This is a genomic window from Micromonospora sp. GCM10011542 (assembly GCF_042650685.1).
Lineage (GTDB): Bacteria > Actinomycetota > Actinomycetes > Mycobacteriales > Micromonosporaceae > Micromonospora.
The window spans coordinates 619,913-635,190 of the sequence record NZ_JBHSBO010000058.1 but is presented as its reverse complement, the minus strand read 5'-3'; the positions used below and the strand labels follow the sequence as shown (position 1 = coordinate 635,190).

General features: G+C 72.1%; 19 protein-coding genes. 8 read left to right on the top strand and 11 right to left on the bottom strand.

The window, feature by feature from the left end; all coding sequences use genetic code 11:
* Positions 1–12: 12 nt before the first annotated feature.
* Complete coding sequence (locus ACFOW4_RS23785) at positions 13–504, bottom strand: NUDIX domain-containing protein (protein ID WP_377531366.1); 492 nt, start codon at positions 502–504, stop codon at positions 13–15.
* A 71-nt stretch (positions 505–575) separates the two neighbouring features.
* On the opposite strand from ACFOW4_RS23785, the gene ACFOW4_RS23780 reads away from it, so the two are divergent.
* A complete protein-coding gene (locus ACFOW4_RS23780) occupies positions 576–2,210 on the top strand; it encodes a fatty acid--CoA ligase (protein WP_377531731.1) in 1,635 nt (544 codons plus the stop codon).
* A 173-nt stretch (positions 2,211–2,383) separates the two neighbouring features.
* On the opposite strand, the gene ACFOW4_RS23775 is transcribed toward ACFOW4_RS23780, so the two are convergent.
* The 6 genes from ACFOW4_RS23775 to ACFOW4_RS23750 all read right to left on the bottom strand — a co-directional run bounded on the left by ACFOW4_RS23775 (position 2,384) and on the right by ACFOW4_RS23750 (position 6,821).
* Positions 2,384–3,397 carry an NADPH:quinone reductase gene (locus ACFOW4_RS23775; protein WP_377531363.1) on the bottom strand — a complete coding sequence of 338 codons (1,014 nt, stop codon included), beginning with the start codon at positions 3,395–3,397 and terminating at the stop codon, positions 2,384–2,386.
* A gap of 233 nt (positions 3,398–3,630) precedes the next feature.
* The gene (locus ACFOW4_RS23770) at positions 3,631–4,281 is read right to left on the bottom strand and encodes an HAD family hydrolase (RefSeq protein ID WP_377531360.1); all 651 of its coding nucleotides are present in this window, start codon (positions 4,279–4,281) and stop codon (positions 3,631–3,633) included.
* A 45-nt stretch (positions 4,282–4,326) separates the two neighbouring features.
* The gene (locus tag ACFOW4_RS23765; protein ID WP_377531729.1) at positions 4,327–5,178 is read right to left on the bottom strand and encodes a hypothetical protein; all 852 of its coding nucleotides are present in this window, start codon (positions 5,176–5,178) and stop codon (positions 4,327–4,329) included.
* Between the two features lie 188 nt (positions 5,179–5,366).
* The gene (locus tag ACFOW4_RS23760) at positions 5,367–6,059 is read right to left on the bottom strand and encodes an FKBP-type peptidyl-prolyl cis-trans isomerase (RefSeq protein WP_377531358.1); all 693 of its coding nucleotides are present in this window, start codon (positions 6,057–6,059) and stop codon (positions 5,367–5,369) included.
* Between the two features lie 127 nt (positions 6,060–6,186).
* Entirely contained in the window at positions 6,187–6,534 is a 348-nt protein-coding gene (locus ACFOW4_RS23755) for a thioredoxin family protein (protein ID WP_377531357.1), read from the bottom strand.
* Positions 6,504–6,821, bottom strand: coding sequence for a MerR family DNA-binding protein (locus tag ACFOW4_RS23750; RefSeq protein WP_377531355.1), 318 nt, complete (start codon positions 6,819–6,821; stop codon positions 6,504–6,506). Before ACFOW4_RS23750 ends, ACFOW4_RS23755 begins: the two co-directional genes overlap by 31 nt.
* Before the next feature lie 194 nt (positions 6,822–7,015).
* On the opposite strand from ACFOW4_RS23750, the gene ACFOW4_RS23745 reads away from it, so the two are divergent.
* On the top strand, positions 7,016–7,408 hold the full coding sequence (locus ACFOW4_RS23745; RefSeq protein WP_377531353.1) for a PPOX class F420-dependent oxidoreductase: 393 nt from the start codon (positions 7,016–7,018) through the stop codon (positions 7,406–7,408).
* A gap of 46 nt (positions 7,409–7,454) precedes the next feature.
* On the opposite strand, the gene ACFOW4_RS23740 is transcribed toward ACFOW4_RS23745, so the two are convergent.
* Positions 7,455–8,480 carry a Ku protein gene (locus ACFOW4_RS23740; RefSeq protein ID WP_377531350.1) on the bottom strand — a complete coding sequence of 342 codons (1,026 nt, stop codon included), beginning with the start codon at positions 8,478–8,480 and terminating at the stop codon, positions 7,455–7,457.
* Positions 8,481–8,565: 85 nt separating this feature from the next.
* Here ACFOW4_RS23740 and ligD (ACFOW4_RS23735) point away from each other — a divergent pair, with 85 nt between their 5' ends.
* Both ligD (ACFOW4_RS23735) and ligD (ACFOW4_RS23730) read left to right on the top strand, forming a co-directional pair.
* Entirely contained in the window at positions 8,566–9,507 is a 942-nt protein-coding gene (gene ligD, locus ACFOW4_RS23735; RefSeq protein ID WP_377531349.1) for a non-homologous end-joining DNA ligase, read from the top strand.
* Positions 9,497–10,411: a non-homologous end-joining DNA ligase gene (ligD, locus tag ACFOW4_RS23730; RefSeq protein ID WP_377531347.1), complete on the top strand. Its 915-nt coding sequence runs from the start codon at positions 9,497–9,499 to the stop codon at positions 10,409–10,411. The genes ligD (ACFOW4_RS23735) and ligD (ACFOW4_RS23730) overlap by 11 nt, the downstream gene beginning before the upstream one ends.
* A gap of 29 nt (positions 10,412–10,440) precedes the next feature.
* On the opposite strand, the gene ACFOW4_RS23725 is transcribed toward ligD (ACFOW4_RS23730), so the two are convergent.
* On the bottom strand, positions 10,441–10,935 hold the full coding sequence (locus tag ACFOW4_RS23725) for a cupin domain-containing protein (RefSeq protein ID WP_377531346.1): 495 nt from the start codon (positions 10,933–10,935) through the stop codon (positions 10,441–10,443).
* A 26-nt stretch (positions 10,936–10,961) separates the two neighbouring features.
* Positions 10,962–11,333, bottom strand: a complete 372-nt coding sequence (locus ACFOW4_RS23720) for a DUF4267 domain-containing protein (protein ID WP_377531344.1) — start codon at positions 11,331–11,333, stop codon at positions 10,962–10,964.
* A gap of 87 nt (positions 11,334–11,420) precedes the next feature.
* Between ACFOW4_RS23720 and ACFOW4_RS23715 the strand changes: the two genes are divergently transcribed.
* Both ACFOW4_RS23715 and ACFOW4_RS23710 read left to right on the top strand, forming a co-directional pair.
* The gene (locus ACFOW4_RS23715; protein ID WP_377531342.1) at positions 11,421–12,002 is read left to right on the top strand and encodes a TetR/AcrR family transcriptional regulator; all 582 of its coding nucleotides are present in this window, start codon (positions 11,421–11,423) and stop codon (positions 12,000–12,002) included.
* A gap of 119 nt (positions 12,003–12,121) precedes the next feature.
* Positions 12,122–12,523, top strand: coding sequence for a hypothetical protein (locus ACFOW4_RS23710; RefSeq protein WP_377531339.1), 402 nt, complete (start codon positions 12,122–12,124; stop codon positions 12,521–12,523).
* 339 nt (positions 12,524–12,862) lie between these two features.
* Here ACFOW4_RS23710 and ACFOW4_RS23705 read toward each other — a convergent pair whose 3' ends face one another.
* Entirely contained in the window at positions 12,863–13,171 is a 309-nt protein-coding gene (locus ACFOW4_RS23705) for a hypothetical protein (protein WP_377531338.1), read from the bottom strand.
* Positions 13,172–13,318: 147 nt separating this feature from the next.
* Between ACFOW4_RS23705 and ACFOW4_RS23700 the strand changes: the two genes are divergently transcribed.
* Together ACFOW4_RS23700 and ACFOW4_RS23695 are read left to right on the top strand one after the other, a co-directional pair.
* Complete coding sequence (locus ACFOW4_RS23700; RefSeq protein WP_377531336.1) at positions 13,319–14,065, top strand: TIGR03089 family protein; 747 nt, start codon at positions 13,319–13,321, stop codon at positions 14,063–14,065.
* Positions 14,066–14,195: 130 nt separating this feature from the next.
* Positions 14,196–15,131, top strand: coding sequence for an alpha/beta fold hydrolase (locus ACFOW4_RS23695; RefSeq protein WP_377531334.1), 936 nt, complete (start codon positions 14,196–14,198; stop codon positions 15,129–15,131).
* Positions 15,132–15,278 lie beyond the last annotated feature (147 nt).

Below are 15,278 nucleotides of genomic sequence, written 5' to 3'. Positions count from 1 at the left end.
GGGGCGGTCGGCCTACTTGAGGATCAGCCGGTTGGTCTGCTCGAAGACGTCCAGGTCGGCCAGGGTCTCCAGGACCGACCCGGAGAGCGGAGTGGGGAACCGGTCGCGGGGGAAGAAGCCGGCGTCGGTGGTCTCGTCGGTGATCCGTTCCAGCTGGCCGTCCCACTCCTCCACCCGGAACGCCGTGGTGAAGACCTGGTACGTGTGGCCGTACATGTTGGTGCTGGTCCGGTCCGGGCCGGTGTAGAGGGCGAACGCGCAGACCCGCAGGGCTCGCAGCCCGGTCTCCTCGCGTACCTCCCGCACCGCGCAGTCGGCGATCGACTCGCCCAGCTCCATGGCACCGGCCGGCATGGCCCACTGGCCGTTGTCAGAGCGGCGGATCAGCAGGACGCGTGCGGCGTTGTCGCGGACCACCGCCCGGGCGCCGACGAACATCAGCGTCCGGTCCCCGGCGAGCGCGCGCAGCTGCCCCACGTACGAGTCGGCCCAGGAGATGCTCACCTGCGACAATTTACGGGGGTTCCCAAGCTGTGACCGCCGACACTAGCTTGTTACCCATGCGTAGCACGATGATGGACGCCCCCCTGCAGGTCTCCCGGATCCTCGCCCACGGCGCCACCGTGCACGGCACGGCCGAGGTGGTCACCTGGACCGGTGGCGAGCCCCGCCGAATGACGTACGCCGAGGTCGGCCGCACCGCCGCGCGGCTGGCGCACGCCCTGCGCGACGAGTGCGGGGTGACCGGCGACGAGCGCGTCGCCACCTTCATGTGGAACAACAACGAGCACCTGGTGGCCTACTTCGCGGTGCCCAGCATGGGCGCCGTGCTGCACACCCTCAACATCCGGCTCTTCCCGGACCAGGTCGCCTACATCGCTAACCACGCCGAGGACCGGGTGGTGCTTGTCGACTCGACGTTGATCCCGTTGCTGGCCCGGGTGATGGGCGAGCTGGCCACGGTGCGGCACGTGGTGGTGGTCGGCGGCGGCGACCCGGCCCCGCTGGTGGCGGCGGCCGGCGACCGGATCACCGTGCACCACTGGGACGCGCTGCTCGCCGACCGGCCCGAGGTCTTCGACTGGCCCGAGGTGGACGAGCGCGACGCCGCGGCCCTCTGCTACACCTCCGGGACCACCGGCAACCCGAAGGGCGTGGCCTACTCGCACCGGTCCATCTACCTGCACTCGTTGCAGGTCTGCATGCCGGAGGGGTTCGGCCTCGGCCCGACCGACCGCGAGCTGGCCATCGTGCCGATGTTCCACGCGATGTCGTGGGGGCTGCCGTACGCGGCGTTCCTCTCCGGCGCGTCGCTGATCATGCCGGACCGGTTCCTCCAGGCCGCCCCGATCGCCGACATGATCGCCGCCGAGCGGCCCACGCTGGCCGGCGCGGTGCCGACCATCTGGAACGACCTGTTGGCCCACCTGGACAGCCACGACGTGGACACCTCCTCGCTGCAGGAGGTGATCGTCGGCGGCTCCGCCTGCCCGCCGGCGCTGATGCACGCGTTCGCTGAGCGGCACGGGATCGACGTGATCCACGCCTGGGGGATGACCGAGATGTCCCCGCTGGGTTCGGTCTCCCGTCCGCCGGCCGGGGCGACCGGCGAGGAGGCGTGGCGCTACCGCTACACGCAGGGCCGGGTGCCGGCCGGCGTCGAGGCGCGCATCGTCGGCCCGTTGGGCGAGCCGCTGCCCGCCGACGGGACGGCCGTGGGTGAGCTGGAGGTCCGCGGGCCGTGGGTGACCGCCCGGTACGTCGGGGACGACGCCCCGGACCCCGAGAAGTTCCGCGACGGCTGGCTGCGTACGGGCGACGTGGGCACGCTGTCCCCGGACGGCTTCCTGACGCTGACCGACCGCGCCAAGGACGTGATCAAGTCCGGCGGTGAGTGGATCTCCTCGGTGGAGCTGGAGAACGCCCTGATGGCCCACCCGGCCGTGCTGGAGGCGTGCGTGGTGGGTGTGCCGGACGAGCGGTGGGACGAGCGCCCGCTGGCCACCGTGGTGGTCCGGGAGGGCGCTTCGGTGACGGCGGAGGAGCTGCGCGAGTTCCTGGCGTCGTCGGTGGCCCGCTGGCAGTTGCCCGAGCGGTGGGCCTTCATCGACGCGGTGCCGAAGACCAGCGTCGGCAAGTTCGACAAGAAGGTCGTCCGTTCGCGGTACGCCGGCGGCGAGCTGACCGTCCGCGAGCTCACCGCCCCGTAACGTTTTTCTGGGCTGCGTCGCCTGTTGGGACAGGGACAACTCCTGATCCCTCCCCAGGGGCGGCCCCGGCGTTCGCACCGCGCCGGGGCCGCCCGCTTCTTTGCGGGGCGACCCGCACCGCCATTGTTGCGAAACTTGTTCGCCTCTGTCCCGATGACAGGGAAATCTGCTGGTCAGGTCTCGCTCGTGGTGATTAGCACCTTGCCCACCGCCGAGTTCTCCACCGCTTGGTGAGCGCCGGCCGCCGAGGCCAGCGGGTAGACGTGCAGCGGCAGCCCGGCCTCCTCGCCCACCCGGATGCCACCCTGCGCCGCCGCGGCGGCCACGTCCTTCACCGCCAGCGCCTTCGCCGCCTTCGGCTCGGTGTAGACCAGGACGAACTGCCAGCGCGCGTTCGGCACCATCTGCGACCGGATCGGGATCGTCACCTCGTCCCCGCCGTCGTCGGCGTACGCGCACACCGCACCGCCGTGCCGCAGCACCTGCACGTCGACCGCGGCGTTGCGGGCCGGGGAGACCTCGACGATGGTGTGCACCCCGTCGGGAGCCATCTTGCGGATCTCCTCGACCACGTCCTGCTCCCGGTAGTTGATCACGTACGACGCACCGGCCGACGCCGCGAGCTGCGCCTTCTCCGGGCTGCTCACCGTGGTGATCACCGTCGCGTCGGCCCACCGGGCGAGCTGGATCGCCGCGTTGCCGACCGCGCCCGCGCCGCCCTGCACCAGCACCGTGTGGTCGGCCAGCGCGCCCGCGCGCAGCGTGTCCGGCATGAACTCGCCCGCCGTCAGGCAGCGGTGCGCGGTGAGGAACGGGATGCCCAGGCTGGCACCCAGGTCGAACGAGGCGTCGCCGAGGCGTACCGCCTGCCGGACCGGGACCAGGGTGTACTCGGCGGCCGTGCCCCACGGCCGCTGCCAGGCCGCCTCCCAGATCCAGACCCGCTCGCCGATCAGATCCGGGTCGACGCCCGCCCCGACCGCCTCCACCACGCCCGCGCCGTCCTGACCGGGGATCTGCCAGCCCGCCGGCAGCGGGAACGCCCGGCGGGCCTTCCAGTCCGTCGGGTTCACCCCGGAGACCGCCATCCGGACCAGCACCTCGCCCGCCCCGGGCTCCGGCACCGGTCGGTCGACCAGTTTGAGCACCGAGGGGTCGCCGTTGCGCTCGTACACAATGGCCTTCATCCGCCGTCTCCTCACCGCCTGCGGCGTGCGGCACCCGGGTCGGGCACCGCCGGCTGCGGTACCCCGCCCATTCCCCGTCATGCCGATCCGGGCGACTCCGCAAACCGTACAACCGGGCGGTCGCCGGACACCGACCCGGTGAGTGGAACAACAGGGCTGGCAACGGTCAGCCGTGACAGCCGTGGCGTTCCACCCGTGCCCGTCAGCCAGCCGCCACCGAGCACTGCAGGGGATCAGAGCCGCTCGACCAGCTCCGGGGTGAGCGCGTCGATCGAGGGCAGCAGCACGGCGGCCAGGGCCTCGGCGTCCGGGTCCAGCGGGTAGGAGCCGTGCGGCACGGCCACGACCCGGCAGCCGGCGGCGGCCGCCGAACGGACCCCGTTCGAGGAGTCCTCGATCGCTACGCAGCGGGCCGGGTCGACGCCGAGGCGGGCCGCCACCGCCAGCCAGACGTCCGGCGCCGGCTTGCCCCGGGCGGTCTCCTCGGTCGACAGCGTCGCGCCGAACGCGTCGGCCAGGCCCGTCGCGTCCAGCGCCGCCGCGATCAGCCGGGTGGGCGAGGAACTGGCCAGCCCCAGCGGCCACCGCGCGGCCAGCCGGCGGACCGCCGTGTCGGCGCCGTCGATCAGCGGTACGTGCGCCAGGTAGCGGCTGGTCATCTCGCCGACCACCTCGGCGGCGACCTGCTCGGCGGTGCGCCCGACGCCCAGCTCGCCGCTGAGATAGGCGGCCCACTCGCCGGTGCTCATGCCCATCAGCCGGCGCTGGGTGTCCGGCTGCCACGCCCCGCCGTGCGCCGCCACGTACGCCCGCCGGACCTCCTCCCAGACGGGCTCGGAGTCCACGATCACGCCGTCCAGGTCGAAGAGCACCGCGTCCACCACGTACCCAATCCTGCCGGACCGGCCGGACGCGTGCCGGCCGGTCCCTCAGCGGGCGGGGGTGGGCGCGTTCGCCGCGCGCTGCGCCGGCAGGCCGATCGGGGCCTTCGGCGGGATGATCGCGCGGCACCGGGTGGCGATCGGTTCGAGCAGCTCACGCAGCCGGTCGGTCCGCTCCGCGCCGAGCGCCCGCCACGGGCCGAGCGCCGCCCGGTCGGTGGCCTCCTCGGCGGCCCGGAAGATGGCGGTGCCGTGCTCGGTCGGTGCCCGGTCGGCGGTCAGCCAGGCCTTCTCCACCAGCCGCTCCTCGGCCGCGGCCCACTCCTCGTCGGTCCAGCCGCGAGCCGCCTGGTGGAACTGGCGGGACTGATCGACCCGGCAGCGCCAGGCCAGCACCTCCACCGGGTCGAGCCCGGTGGTGACCAGCGCGGCCACGTGCCCGTCGCCCCGGTGCTCGCGCAGCGTGGTGGCGGCCTGCCAGATCCGGGCCAGGGGGTACTCGCCCCGGGGCAGGGCGGCGTTGACCGCGCCGAGCACCCGGCCGGCGGTCTCCACCCGTTCGGCGGCCTCCTCCAGCAGGTCGGCCGCCTCGACCAGGTGCGACTCGGGCAGCTCGTAGGTGAACTCGGCGAGCGCCTGCACGGCGCCGGTGAGCCGGGCGCGCAGCGCCTCCTGCGGGGTGGCCAGTCGCCACACCGACGGCAACGCGCGGGCCACCATCGTCGGCGCGAAGCTGAAGAAGGCGGCCACCACGGACGGCGCGCCGACCGGTCCGAGTGGGGCGGCCCGCCCGGCGAAGTAGCCCCGCCAGTAGCCGCGCAGGCCGACCGCCTCGTACGCGGTCCGCGCCCGTGGGTGGAAGTAGGTGACCGCGTGCACCGGCTCGAAGTGCGTCCACATCAGCCGGGCGGTCCGCCCGGGGTCGTCCAGCGCCGTCACGTGCACCTCCGCGTCCCGTCCGGATGGTCACCCCGGACGACCGGGTCGCCCGGGGTGACGCCGAACCTACTGCCGGTCGGTGACGGGCCGGAAGCCCCATGTGAACAACTGCATCGCGCCCGGGTGACAACAGGGGCGAAGCGGACGGGTCACTGGGCGGCGAGCACGTCCACCACGAAGCGCAGCGGGCCGGCCGGCCGGCCGCCGGACGCGTCGCTGCCGTACGCCAGCTCGGCGGGGATGTCGAGCTGCACCCGGCTGCCCACGGTCACCCCGACTAGGCCCTGGTCCCAACCCGGGATGACCTGTCCGACGCCGATCGGGAAGGAGGCGGGCTGGCCGGTCTTCCAGGACGCGTCGAACTCCTTGCCGTCCTTGTAGAACACACCCACGTAGTTCGTGGTGATGGTCTGGCCCTTCTTCACCGCCGGGCCGGTGCCCTTGATCAGCGGCGTCACGGTCAGCTTCTTCAGCTCACCCTTGCCCGCCTGGACCGTCGGCTTGCTGGCCAGCGCCGGGTCGGCGCCCGCCGGCAGCTGCGGGGCCGGCGGCGCGCCCGCGGCGTCGGGGGCCGCCGCGGACGCCGAGGGGGTGGCGCCGGCCTGGTTGGCGGGCTTGTCGTCGCCCTGGCCGACCAGCACGAACACGGTGATCAGCACGGCGACCACGGCGAGACCGGCGAGGCCGCCGGCCCACGCCTGGCGGCGCCGCTTCGCCTCGGCCGCCTTCTGCGCGGCCAACTGGGCGGCCAGCCGCCGCCCCGCCTTGGTCGCCGGGGCCTGGTTCTGCTGCGTGCGCTCGCTCACGTCGTCGACTCCCTGCTGCGAAGGTGTGGCCGGCACCGGGTGCCGGGGGGAAAGCCGACGCACACGGTACCCGCCCGGACGCCCACCGTGCCCTCCCCGGACCGGTGAGATCGTCGGACGGGGCCCGCAGTCAGGGTTTCGCGGAGGACGGGAACGGGCCCGTTCAGCCCTCGACGTGCCGGGCGAGCGTCTGCCGCAGGTGGTTCTTCGGCCGCGATCCGACGACCGTCCCGACCAGCTCGCCCCGATCGAAGATCAGCAGGGTGGGCAGGGACATGACCCGGTAGCGGTGGGTGGTCTCCGGGTTCTCGTCCGAATTGAGGGTGGCGATGACCAGCCGCCCCGCGAACTCCTCGGCCAGCTCAGCCAGGCTGCGGGAGATGGCGTGGCACGGCCGGCACCACTCGGCCCAGACGTCCACCACGACCGGGCGATCGGCGGCCAGCACGGTGGTGGCGAAGCTGTCGTCGGTGACGGTGATCAGAGCGTCGTTCTGCGCAACCGCAGACATGTTTCCTCCCGCGAGGCGATGGCGTGGGTGAGCTGGTCCCGCAACTCCTGCCGGACCTCGTGCAGCCGGTCGATGCCGGCGTCGACCTCGGCCAGCTTCCGGCGCAGCACGGCCACCGAATCCGGGCAGACGTGCCCGGCCGTGTTGCCGGCGCGCAGGCAGGCGACGAACGGACGGATGTCGTCCAGGGCGAAGCCCACCGCGAGCAGCGCCCGGATCTCGCGTACGACCCTCAGCTCGGCCTCGTCGTAGACCCGGTAGCCGTTGGCCGAGCGGGCCGCCCGCACCAGGCCGTGCGTCTCGTAGTAGCGCAGCGCCCGCGCGGTCGTGCCGGCGCGCGTTCAGCCAGTTCGCCGATCAGCATTCCGACCTCCCTCGCCGCTGGCGTCGCGCCAACGCTAGACCTTGTCGTCGGCGTCAAGGCAACCTCGGCCCGCGCGGAAGTCGGGTGGACAACGGGCTTCGCCGGTACATTCCGACCATGGCGATCCTCACCGAAGAAGACCTGGCCCTGCTGGCCGAACCGCAGCTCGCCCACGTGGCCACGGTCGAGGCCGACGGCAGTCCGCACGTCACCCCCGTCTGGGTGGACACCGACGGTCAGCACATCCTGTTCAACACCGCCAAGGGTCGGGTGAAGTACGAGAACATCGAGCGCAACCCGGAGGTGGCAGTCTCCGTGGTGGACAAGGCGGACGACTTCCGCACCCTGTGGGTGAAGGGCACCGCGGAGCTGGTCACCGAGGGCGCCGACGCGCACATCGACCGGATGGCGAAGAAGTACCTCGGCCAGGACACCTACCCGTTCCGCCAGGCCGGCGAGGAGCGGGTCATCGTGCGGATCACCCCGACCCAGAAGCTCGGCCGGGGCTGATCGACCACCCGGGGGCCCCGCGGGTCGGGGCCTCCGGCGGCCCGACTCAGGCGGTCTTGCGCGGGGCGGCCTTCTTGGTGGCGGTCTTCTTCGCGGGCTCGGCCTTCTTCGCACCAGTCTTCTTCGCGGCCGTCTTCTTCGCCGGCTCGGCCGCCTTCTTCTCGGCGGGCTTCTTCTCGGCGGGCTTCTTCTCGGCGGTCTTCTTCGCCGGCGCCTTGGCCGCCTTCTGCGCCGAGCGGGCCGCCGAGATGGGCGTGGGTTCGGCGCCGCCGCCGCCGCGCGCCGCCGGCTCGCCCCGGGCCGCCCGGGCCCGGTCCACCGACGCCTTCAGCGCGGCCATCAGGTCCACCGCCGCGGCCGGGGCCTCCTCGACCTCCTCCGGCTGGACGACCTCGCGCCCCTCCACCTTGGCGTCGATGACCTCCTGCAACGCCGCCCGATAGTCGTCGGTGAAGACGTCCGGCTCGAACTCGCCGGTCATCGAGTCGATCAGCGAACTGGCCATCGCCAGCTCCGGCGGCCGGACCTTGAGGTCCTCGTCGAGGAAGCCGAAGTCCGGGGTACGGATCTCGTCGGGCCAGAGCATCGTGTTGAGCAGCAGCACGCCCTCGCGTACCCGCAGCGTGGCGAGCTGCTCCCGCTGGCGCAGCGCCACCTTGACGATGGCCACTCGCTCCGAGTCGGTGAGCGCGTCGCGGAGCAGCACGTACGGCTTGGTCGCGGTGCCCTCCGGCTCCAGGAAGTACGCCTTGTTGTAGAGGATCGGGTCGACCTGCTCGGCCGGTACGAATTCCAGCACGTCGATCGCCCGGGAGCTGGTCAGCGGCAGGTCGGCGAAGTCCTCGTCGGTGAGGATCACCATCTCGCCGCCGCCGATGTCGTAGCCCTTGGCGATGTCGTCGTAGGTGACCTCCTCGCCGCAGATCGAGCAGGTGCGCTTGTACCGGATCCGGCCGCCGTCCTCGCGGTGCACCTGGTGGAACCGGATGTCCTTCTCCTCGGTCGCGGAGTACAGCTTCACCGCGATCGAGACGAGGCCGAACGACACGGCTCCCTTCCAGATGGCCCGCATGCTGCGCTCCCTTCCCCGGTATCGACCATGCTCGCATCCCATCGAACCGGACGCGAGGCGTTCCGCCTCCTACTACAGTCGGGTCGTGCCCGGCGCGCCGCTCAAGCCGATGCTCGCGATGACCGGGCCGCTCCCGGCGGGTGACGGCTGGGCGTACGAGTTCAAGTGGGACGGCGTACGCGCGCTGGCCGACATCTCGGCCGGCGGACAGCACCTGTACGCCCGCTCCGGCGTGGAGATCACCGCCGCGTACCCGGAACTGGCCACCCTGGCCGAGCAGGTCGACGACGCGCTGCTCGACGGCGAGGTGGTGCTGCTCGGCGAGACCGGGCAGCCGTCGTTCACCGCGCTGGCCGAGCGGATGCACGTCCGGGACCGGAACAAGGCCGCCCGGCTGGCCGCGGTCATGCCCGTCACGTACATGATCTTCGACCTGCTGCGCCTGAACGGCGAGGACCTCACCGGCTGGCCGTACGAGCGCCGCCGCGAGGCCCTGGACGGCCTGGCCCTGGGTGGAGCCCGCTGGGCGGTGCCGCCGGTCTTCGCCGACGGCCTGGCCACCTACGAGGCGGCCGGCGAGCACGGGCTGGAGGGCGTGATGGCCAAGCGGGTCGGCTCGGTGTACCGGCCCGGGGTGCGCTCGCCGGACTGGCTGAAGGTCAAGCTGGAGGTGACGGGCGACTTCGTCATCGGTGGCTGGCGCCCGGGTGCGCGCCGCATCGGCGGGCTGCTGGTCGGGGTGCCCGGCCCGGACGGCCGGCTGATCTACCGGGGCCGGGTCGGCGGCGGGATCGGCGCGGCCATCGAGCGTCAACTCCTCGCGGAGTTGGAGCCGCTGCGCTCCGGTGTGTCCCCGTTCGCGGCGGGTGTGCCGCGCGAGGATGCCCGGGGCGCGATCTGGGTAACTCCCCGGGTCGTGGTGGAGGTGAAGTACGGCCAGCGCACCCCGGACGGCCGGCTGCGCTTCCCCCGGGTGCTGCGGTTGCGCCCGGACAAGCCGCCGGAGGAGGTCGACGATGCCGGCTGAGCGGTTGCGGGTGGACGTCGAGGGTCGCTCGCTGGAATTGTCCAACCTGGACAAGGTGCTCTATCCGGCGGTCGGCTTCACCAAGGGCGAGGTGATCGACTACTACACCCGGATCGCCCCGGTGCTGCTGCCGCACCTGCGCGACCGGGCGCTGACCCGGATCCGGTTCCCCAACGGGGTCGGTGGGGGCTCGTTCTTCGAGAAGAACGCCCCGGCCGCCACCCCCGACTGGGTGCGGCTGGAGACGCTGCCCGCCCCCGGCTCCAGCAAGGGCCGGGAGACCATCGACTACGTGGTCGCCGATGACCTGCCCACCCTGGTCTGGCTGGCCAACCTGGCCGCACTTGAGCTGCACACGCCGCAGTGGAAGGTCGGCGAGCACCCGGACATGATGGTCGTCGACCTGGACCCGGGGCCGCCGGCCGGGCTGGCCGAGTGCTGCCCGGTGGCGGTGCTGATGCGCGACCGGCTCGCTCTCGACGGGATCGAGTCGTACCCGAAGACCTCCGGCAAGAAGGGCATGCAGCTCTGCTGCCCGATCGCCGGCACCCAGTCCGCCGACGACGTCTCCGACTACGCCAAGCGCATCGCGCAGGAGCTGGAGAAGGCACACTCGAAGCTGATCGTGTCGAAGATGGCGAAGAACCTGCGCCCCGGGAAGGTCTTCATCGACTGGAGCCAGAACAACGCGGCGAAGACCACGGTGGCGCCGTACTCGCTGCGGGCCCAGGACGTGCCGTCCGCCTCCACCCCGCTGACCTGGGACGAGGTCGAGGCCGGCGCCCGCGGCCGGAAGCCGGCGGTGCGCCAGTTCACCGCCGCCGAGGTCCTGGACCGGGTCGAGGAGTACGACGACCTGCTCGCCCCGCTGCTCGAGGGCGGCCCAGAACTGCCCGGGTCCTAGGGCTGGCCCGGGCGGTTCAGGTTGGGGCGTCAGGCGCGGGCGGCGTCCCAGGTCGCGCTGCCCTGGAAGTACGTGTCGTACAGCTCCTGCACTTCCAGCAGGCTCTCCGGCGGCACCTTCCCGTACGCGACAAGCTCCAGGTGCCGGAAGTATTCGAACCGTTCGACGCCGGGCGTGATGACGATGAGGATGTCGGCGTTCTCGCCCGGCGTGGCGGCGAACGCGTGCGCCACGCCCGGCGGCACGATCACCAGGTCGCCGCGCTCGGCGGTGACCACCTGCTCGCCGGAGAGTAACTGCGCGGTGCCGTCCAGCAGGTAGAACAGCTCGGCGGAGTTGGCGTGGTGGTGCGGGCGGGCGCCGTCCGCGCCGTTGGCCAGCGTGACCCGCTGGGTGGAGAGGGCGCCACCGGTGGAGCTGCTGTCGGCGAGCAGCCGGATCGTGGTGGGGGCCCGTCCCACCACCTCGGCGTCGGCGGATCGGACGACGACGGACCTGTCGAAGTTGGGTGTGATCAGGGACATCGGGGCGACTCCTGTCGTGGCGTGGATCAGAGGGCGAAGAGCAGGGCCGCGTCGAGCAGGATGACCACGGCGGTGGCGAAGTGGATGCCGAAGGCGACGGTCCTCGTGCCACCATGCCGCAGCACGACGAGGGTGTCTCCCAACGGGTTGAGCGCAACGATCAGCATGAACCACGCGACCGCGTCGGCGGTGGTGAAGGCGGTCAGGGCGAGGCCGAGCAGGCCGTAGCTGAGGTCACGCAGGCCTTTGATCGTGAGGTACGCGGAGTCCCCGTCCGGTCTGGCCGGGACGCCGTAGCCGGCGGCGGAGGCCCGGGGTGCCAGGAGGAACCGGGCGCCGATGAAGACACAGAAGAGACTGAGGACGACGGCGAGCCCGTAGGCGATGGTGCTGAGCATGTCCAACTCTGATTCCTAGCGCCGCTAGATTCAGGAGCGAAGCTAGCATAGCCCTGACAGGTTGGCTAGCGGTGCTAGAGTCCGGTCATGTCGATTCAGGCGCGGCGGGAGCGTGAGCGGGCGGAACGGGAGCGGGCGATCATCGCCGCAGCCCGCGAGCTGGCCGAGTCGGAGGGCTGGGACGCGGTCACCACCCGCCGGCTCGCCGCCGAGATCGAGTACAGCCAGCCCGTCCTCTACAGCCACTTCAAGGGCAAGGACGCCATCATGGCGGCGGTCGCCGTGGAGGGCTGCAGCGACCTGGCCGATGAACTCGCCGCGGCCCGGGCCGCCGTGACCGACCCGCGGCAGGCGGTGGCCGGCATCGCCACGGCGTACGCAGCGTTCGCCGAACGGCGGCCCGCGCTCTACGACGCGATGTTCAACCTGGCCACCAACCTGCCCTTTGCCACTCGGGACGTGCCGGTCGACCTGGCCCGGGCCTTCGCCGAACTGGCCGAGACCCTGCGCCCTTTCGCCGGTGACGACGACCTGGAGCTTTTCACCGAGACCTTTTGGAGTGGACTGCACGGCCTGGTCACGCTGACGCGCAGCGGCCGGCTCCGGCGGCCGGAACACGAGCGGCGACTTGCGCTACTGGTCGACCGGTTCTCCCGCGATCCACGCTGACCGCCACGTCGCCGACCGGGGAGGCCGTCGGCGAGAGGCCCTTGACCCCGATCGCAACACTGGCCAGGTGGTGCGGGGCCGGTTGCCGCACAGGCGGTCGGCCGAATCAGGAGGCGGAGGTGGAAATTCCGATGATGCTCGGATCGCGCATCGGGAGGAGACGCGCGGCGGTCGGCCTCGCCGTCCTCGCGGCCATCGCCGCGGTGCTGTCGGCGCTCGCGATTCCCGTCCGCAGCACCATCAGGTCCGCCGGCCCGCAGGGCGTCGAGTTCGTGCGGCACGACTGGTCGCCGGTCATGTCGATCATTGTCATCCTGCAGGTCGTCGCTGCCGTGCTGGTCCTCGCCGCGGCGGTTTGCGTGGTCCGGCAGCAGACCGCGTGGGCGAAGCGTCTCCTGCTCGCCGGCGCGCGCGGGTCTCCTGCCCATCCCGGTGACCAGCTCCCTGGCCCTGATCACGTACGTCCTGATCCGGTCGTCGCCGAGGGCGTGACACCTGGCAATTTCGTAGGGCAGAGCTGACCGGCACGCCCCGATTTCCCTGCGGTCTGCACCAGCTCTGCACCCGCACAGGGAGGGCGGTCGCCGGATCGGTGCGTGCCCACACACGGGAGGGACGGTGCTCGTCACCCGGCGTGGCCGGCGCCACCCCGACAGTCGGACCGCTCACCACCTTTGCTCTGCTTCAACGGACGCAACAGGCGATCGACCTGCTGTTCTTGTCGCGGCGTCGAGGGTGAGGGGCCAGCCTCACCTTCACGGAGCGTGCGTGTTGCCTCTGTTGAAGCAGAGCAAAGGGGCGAAGTGGGGAGGGTGGCCAGCGCCTGGATTCACCTTGCGTGACCGGCCCGGCGCCGCGCATCACTTTGCGGCGATGTGAACAGCGAGCGACGTGCGCCGCAGCCGCCACCATGCGCCCCCGACCAGCGCGAAGGTCACCACAGTGACGGCGACGTCACCGACCAGCGACTCCACCGGCGTCGCCGCGGCGTAGGGCGGCACCATGTAGGCGAAGCCGGCCGCGCTGACCAGGCTCGCCGTGCCGGCAGCCAACACGTGCCGCTGCCCCCAGCCAACACGATCGGACCACACCAGCAGCGCCAGCACCGGCGCGAGCCGCCGCCAGCGCGGCAGCGGATCGGCGGGGACGGTGGGTTGGTCGGTCGGCATCGGGGCTCCCGGGGTCGGCGTCCCCCGTACCGTCGCGCGTCCACGCGGTGGGGCGATACGGCTATCGGCCGATGTCGGCGTGACCAAAGTCGACGCGTCCGGGTGTTCAGTAGGGTGGGCGGATCGCCGGCAGCGGAAGGGGTGCGGATGGAAGCCAGGACGGTGACCCCGGTCGTCGGTGACCCGGTCGACCAGCCGATGCTCACCTACCTCGACGACGCGACCGGTGAGCGTACCGAGCTGACCGCGAGCCAGTTGGGTGCGTGGGCGGCGCGCAGCGCGGGCCTGCTGCGCGACGGTTGCGGGCTGGGCCCCGGCAGCCGCGTCGCGGTGCTGCTGCCGCCGCACTGGCGTACCGCCGCGGTGTTGCTGGGCGCCTGGGCGATCGGCGCGGCGGTGTCGTTCCGGCCTCGGGCGACGGCCGGCCTGGCGGTCCTCGAACCGGGCGGTGACCGGCCGTACGACGCGGTCTTCGTGACCCCGGAACGCCTGGACGACTGGTTGGAGGACGTGCCCGAGGGGGTGCACCGGTACCTCGTCGGGACCCGTTCCGGGCCGCTGACCGAGACGCCCCTCGGCTGGCTCGACTGGTCCGCCGAAGTCGACCGGCACACCGACACCCCGCCCGACTACGCCCAGGTCCGCCCGTCGGACGCGGCCACCCCGGACGGCACCAGCTACGGCGCGTACGGCCGGATCGCGGCGGAGATCGCGTCGCAGCTCGACCTGCGGGCCGGTGACCGGCTGCTGGTCGACGCCGCCGAGCACGAGCAGCCCTTGAAGTGGCTGCTCGCCCCGCTGTCCGCCGGTGCGTCCGTGGTGCTCTGTGCGAACCTGGACCACGCCCGCCTCGACGCGCGGCTGGCCGTCGAACGGATCACCCGGGTCCTCTGAGCCGGCTGGGTGCCGCATGGTAGCCAGCGCGTGATGGTCCCGGACGCCCTTGTGCGAACGGCCACGGGCGCTCATCGCCCGGCTCTAGGCTCCAGACGCCGTCCCGCCTGACGAGTCGTGGGAGCAGCCGATGACGCAGCCCTCTGCCGCAGCGGACACGCCGTTCGACGACCTGAAGCAGGTCGACGCGGGCGTGCTGACCATCGGGTACGTCGACGCCGGTCCGCCGGACGGCGACGTGGTGATCCTCCTGCACGGCTGGCCGTACGACATCCACAGCTTCGCCGACGTGGTCCCGCTGCTGACCGACGCCGGTTACCGGGTGCTCGTGCCGCACCTGCGCGGGTACGGCACGACGCGCTTCCGGTCCGCCGACACCCTGCGCAACGGCCAGCCGGCGGCGCTGGCCACCGACACCCTCGCCTTCATGGACGCGCTCGGGGTGGCGAGCGCGATACTCGCCGGCTTCGACTGGGGAGCCCGCACGGCCGACGTCATCGCCGCGCTGTGGCCGGAGCGCTGCCGAGGGTTGGTCTCGGTGAGCGGCTACTTGATCGCCAGCCAGGAATCGGGTCGGAGCCCGCTGCCGCCGAAGGCCGAGCTGCCCTGGTGGTACCAGTTCTACTTCGCAACCGAACGCGGCCGGCAGGGGTACGAGCGGAACTGGCACGACTTCGCCCGGCTCATCTGGCAGACCGCGTCGCCCAAGTGGACGTTCGACGACGCGACCTTCGAGCGCAGCGCGGTCTCGCTGGACAATCCCGACCACGTCGACGTGGTGATCCACAACTACCGCTGGCGACTGGGCCTGGTCGAGGGCGAGCCGCTGTACGACGAGATCGAAGCGAAGCTGGCGAAGAACCCGCCCGTCACGGTGCCCACCATCACCCTCGAAGGGGACGCCAACGGCGCACCGCACCTGAACCCCAGCGCCTACGCGAAGCGGTTCACCGGCCCGTACGAGCACCGGACCCTCGGCGGCGGTGTCGGCCACAACCCGCCCCAGGAGGCGCCGCGGGCCTTCGCCGAGGCGGTCCTGCAGATCGCGGCCGGCCGCCTGGGCTGACGGTCCACGCCAGCCTCGACGGCACTCGCGATGTTACGAACTCGTTTCCCAGATTTCCGGCAGGTAAAAATTTCCGAATAAATGGTCGCGTCCGCTCTAGTTTCGATCACGCCACCCAGCCGGTGGCGATCGGTACCACTGTGGAGG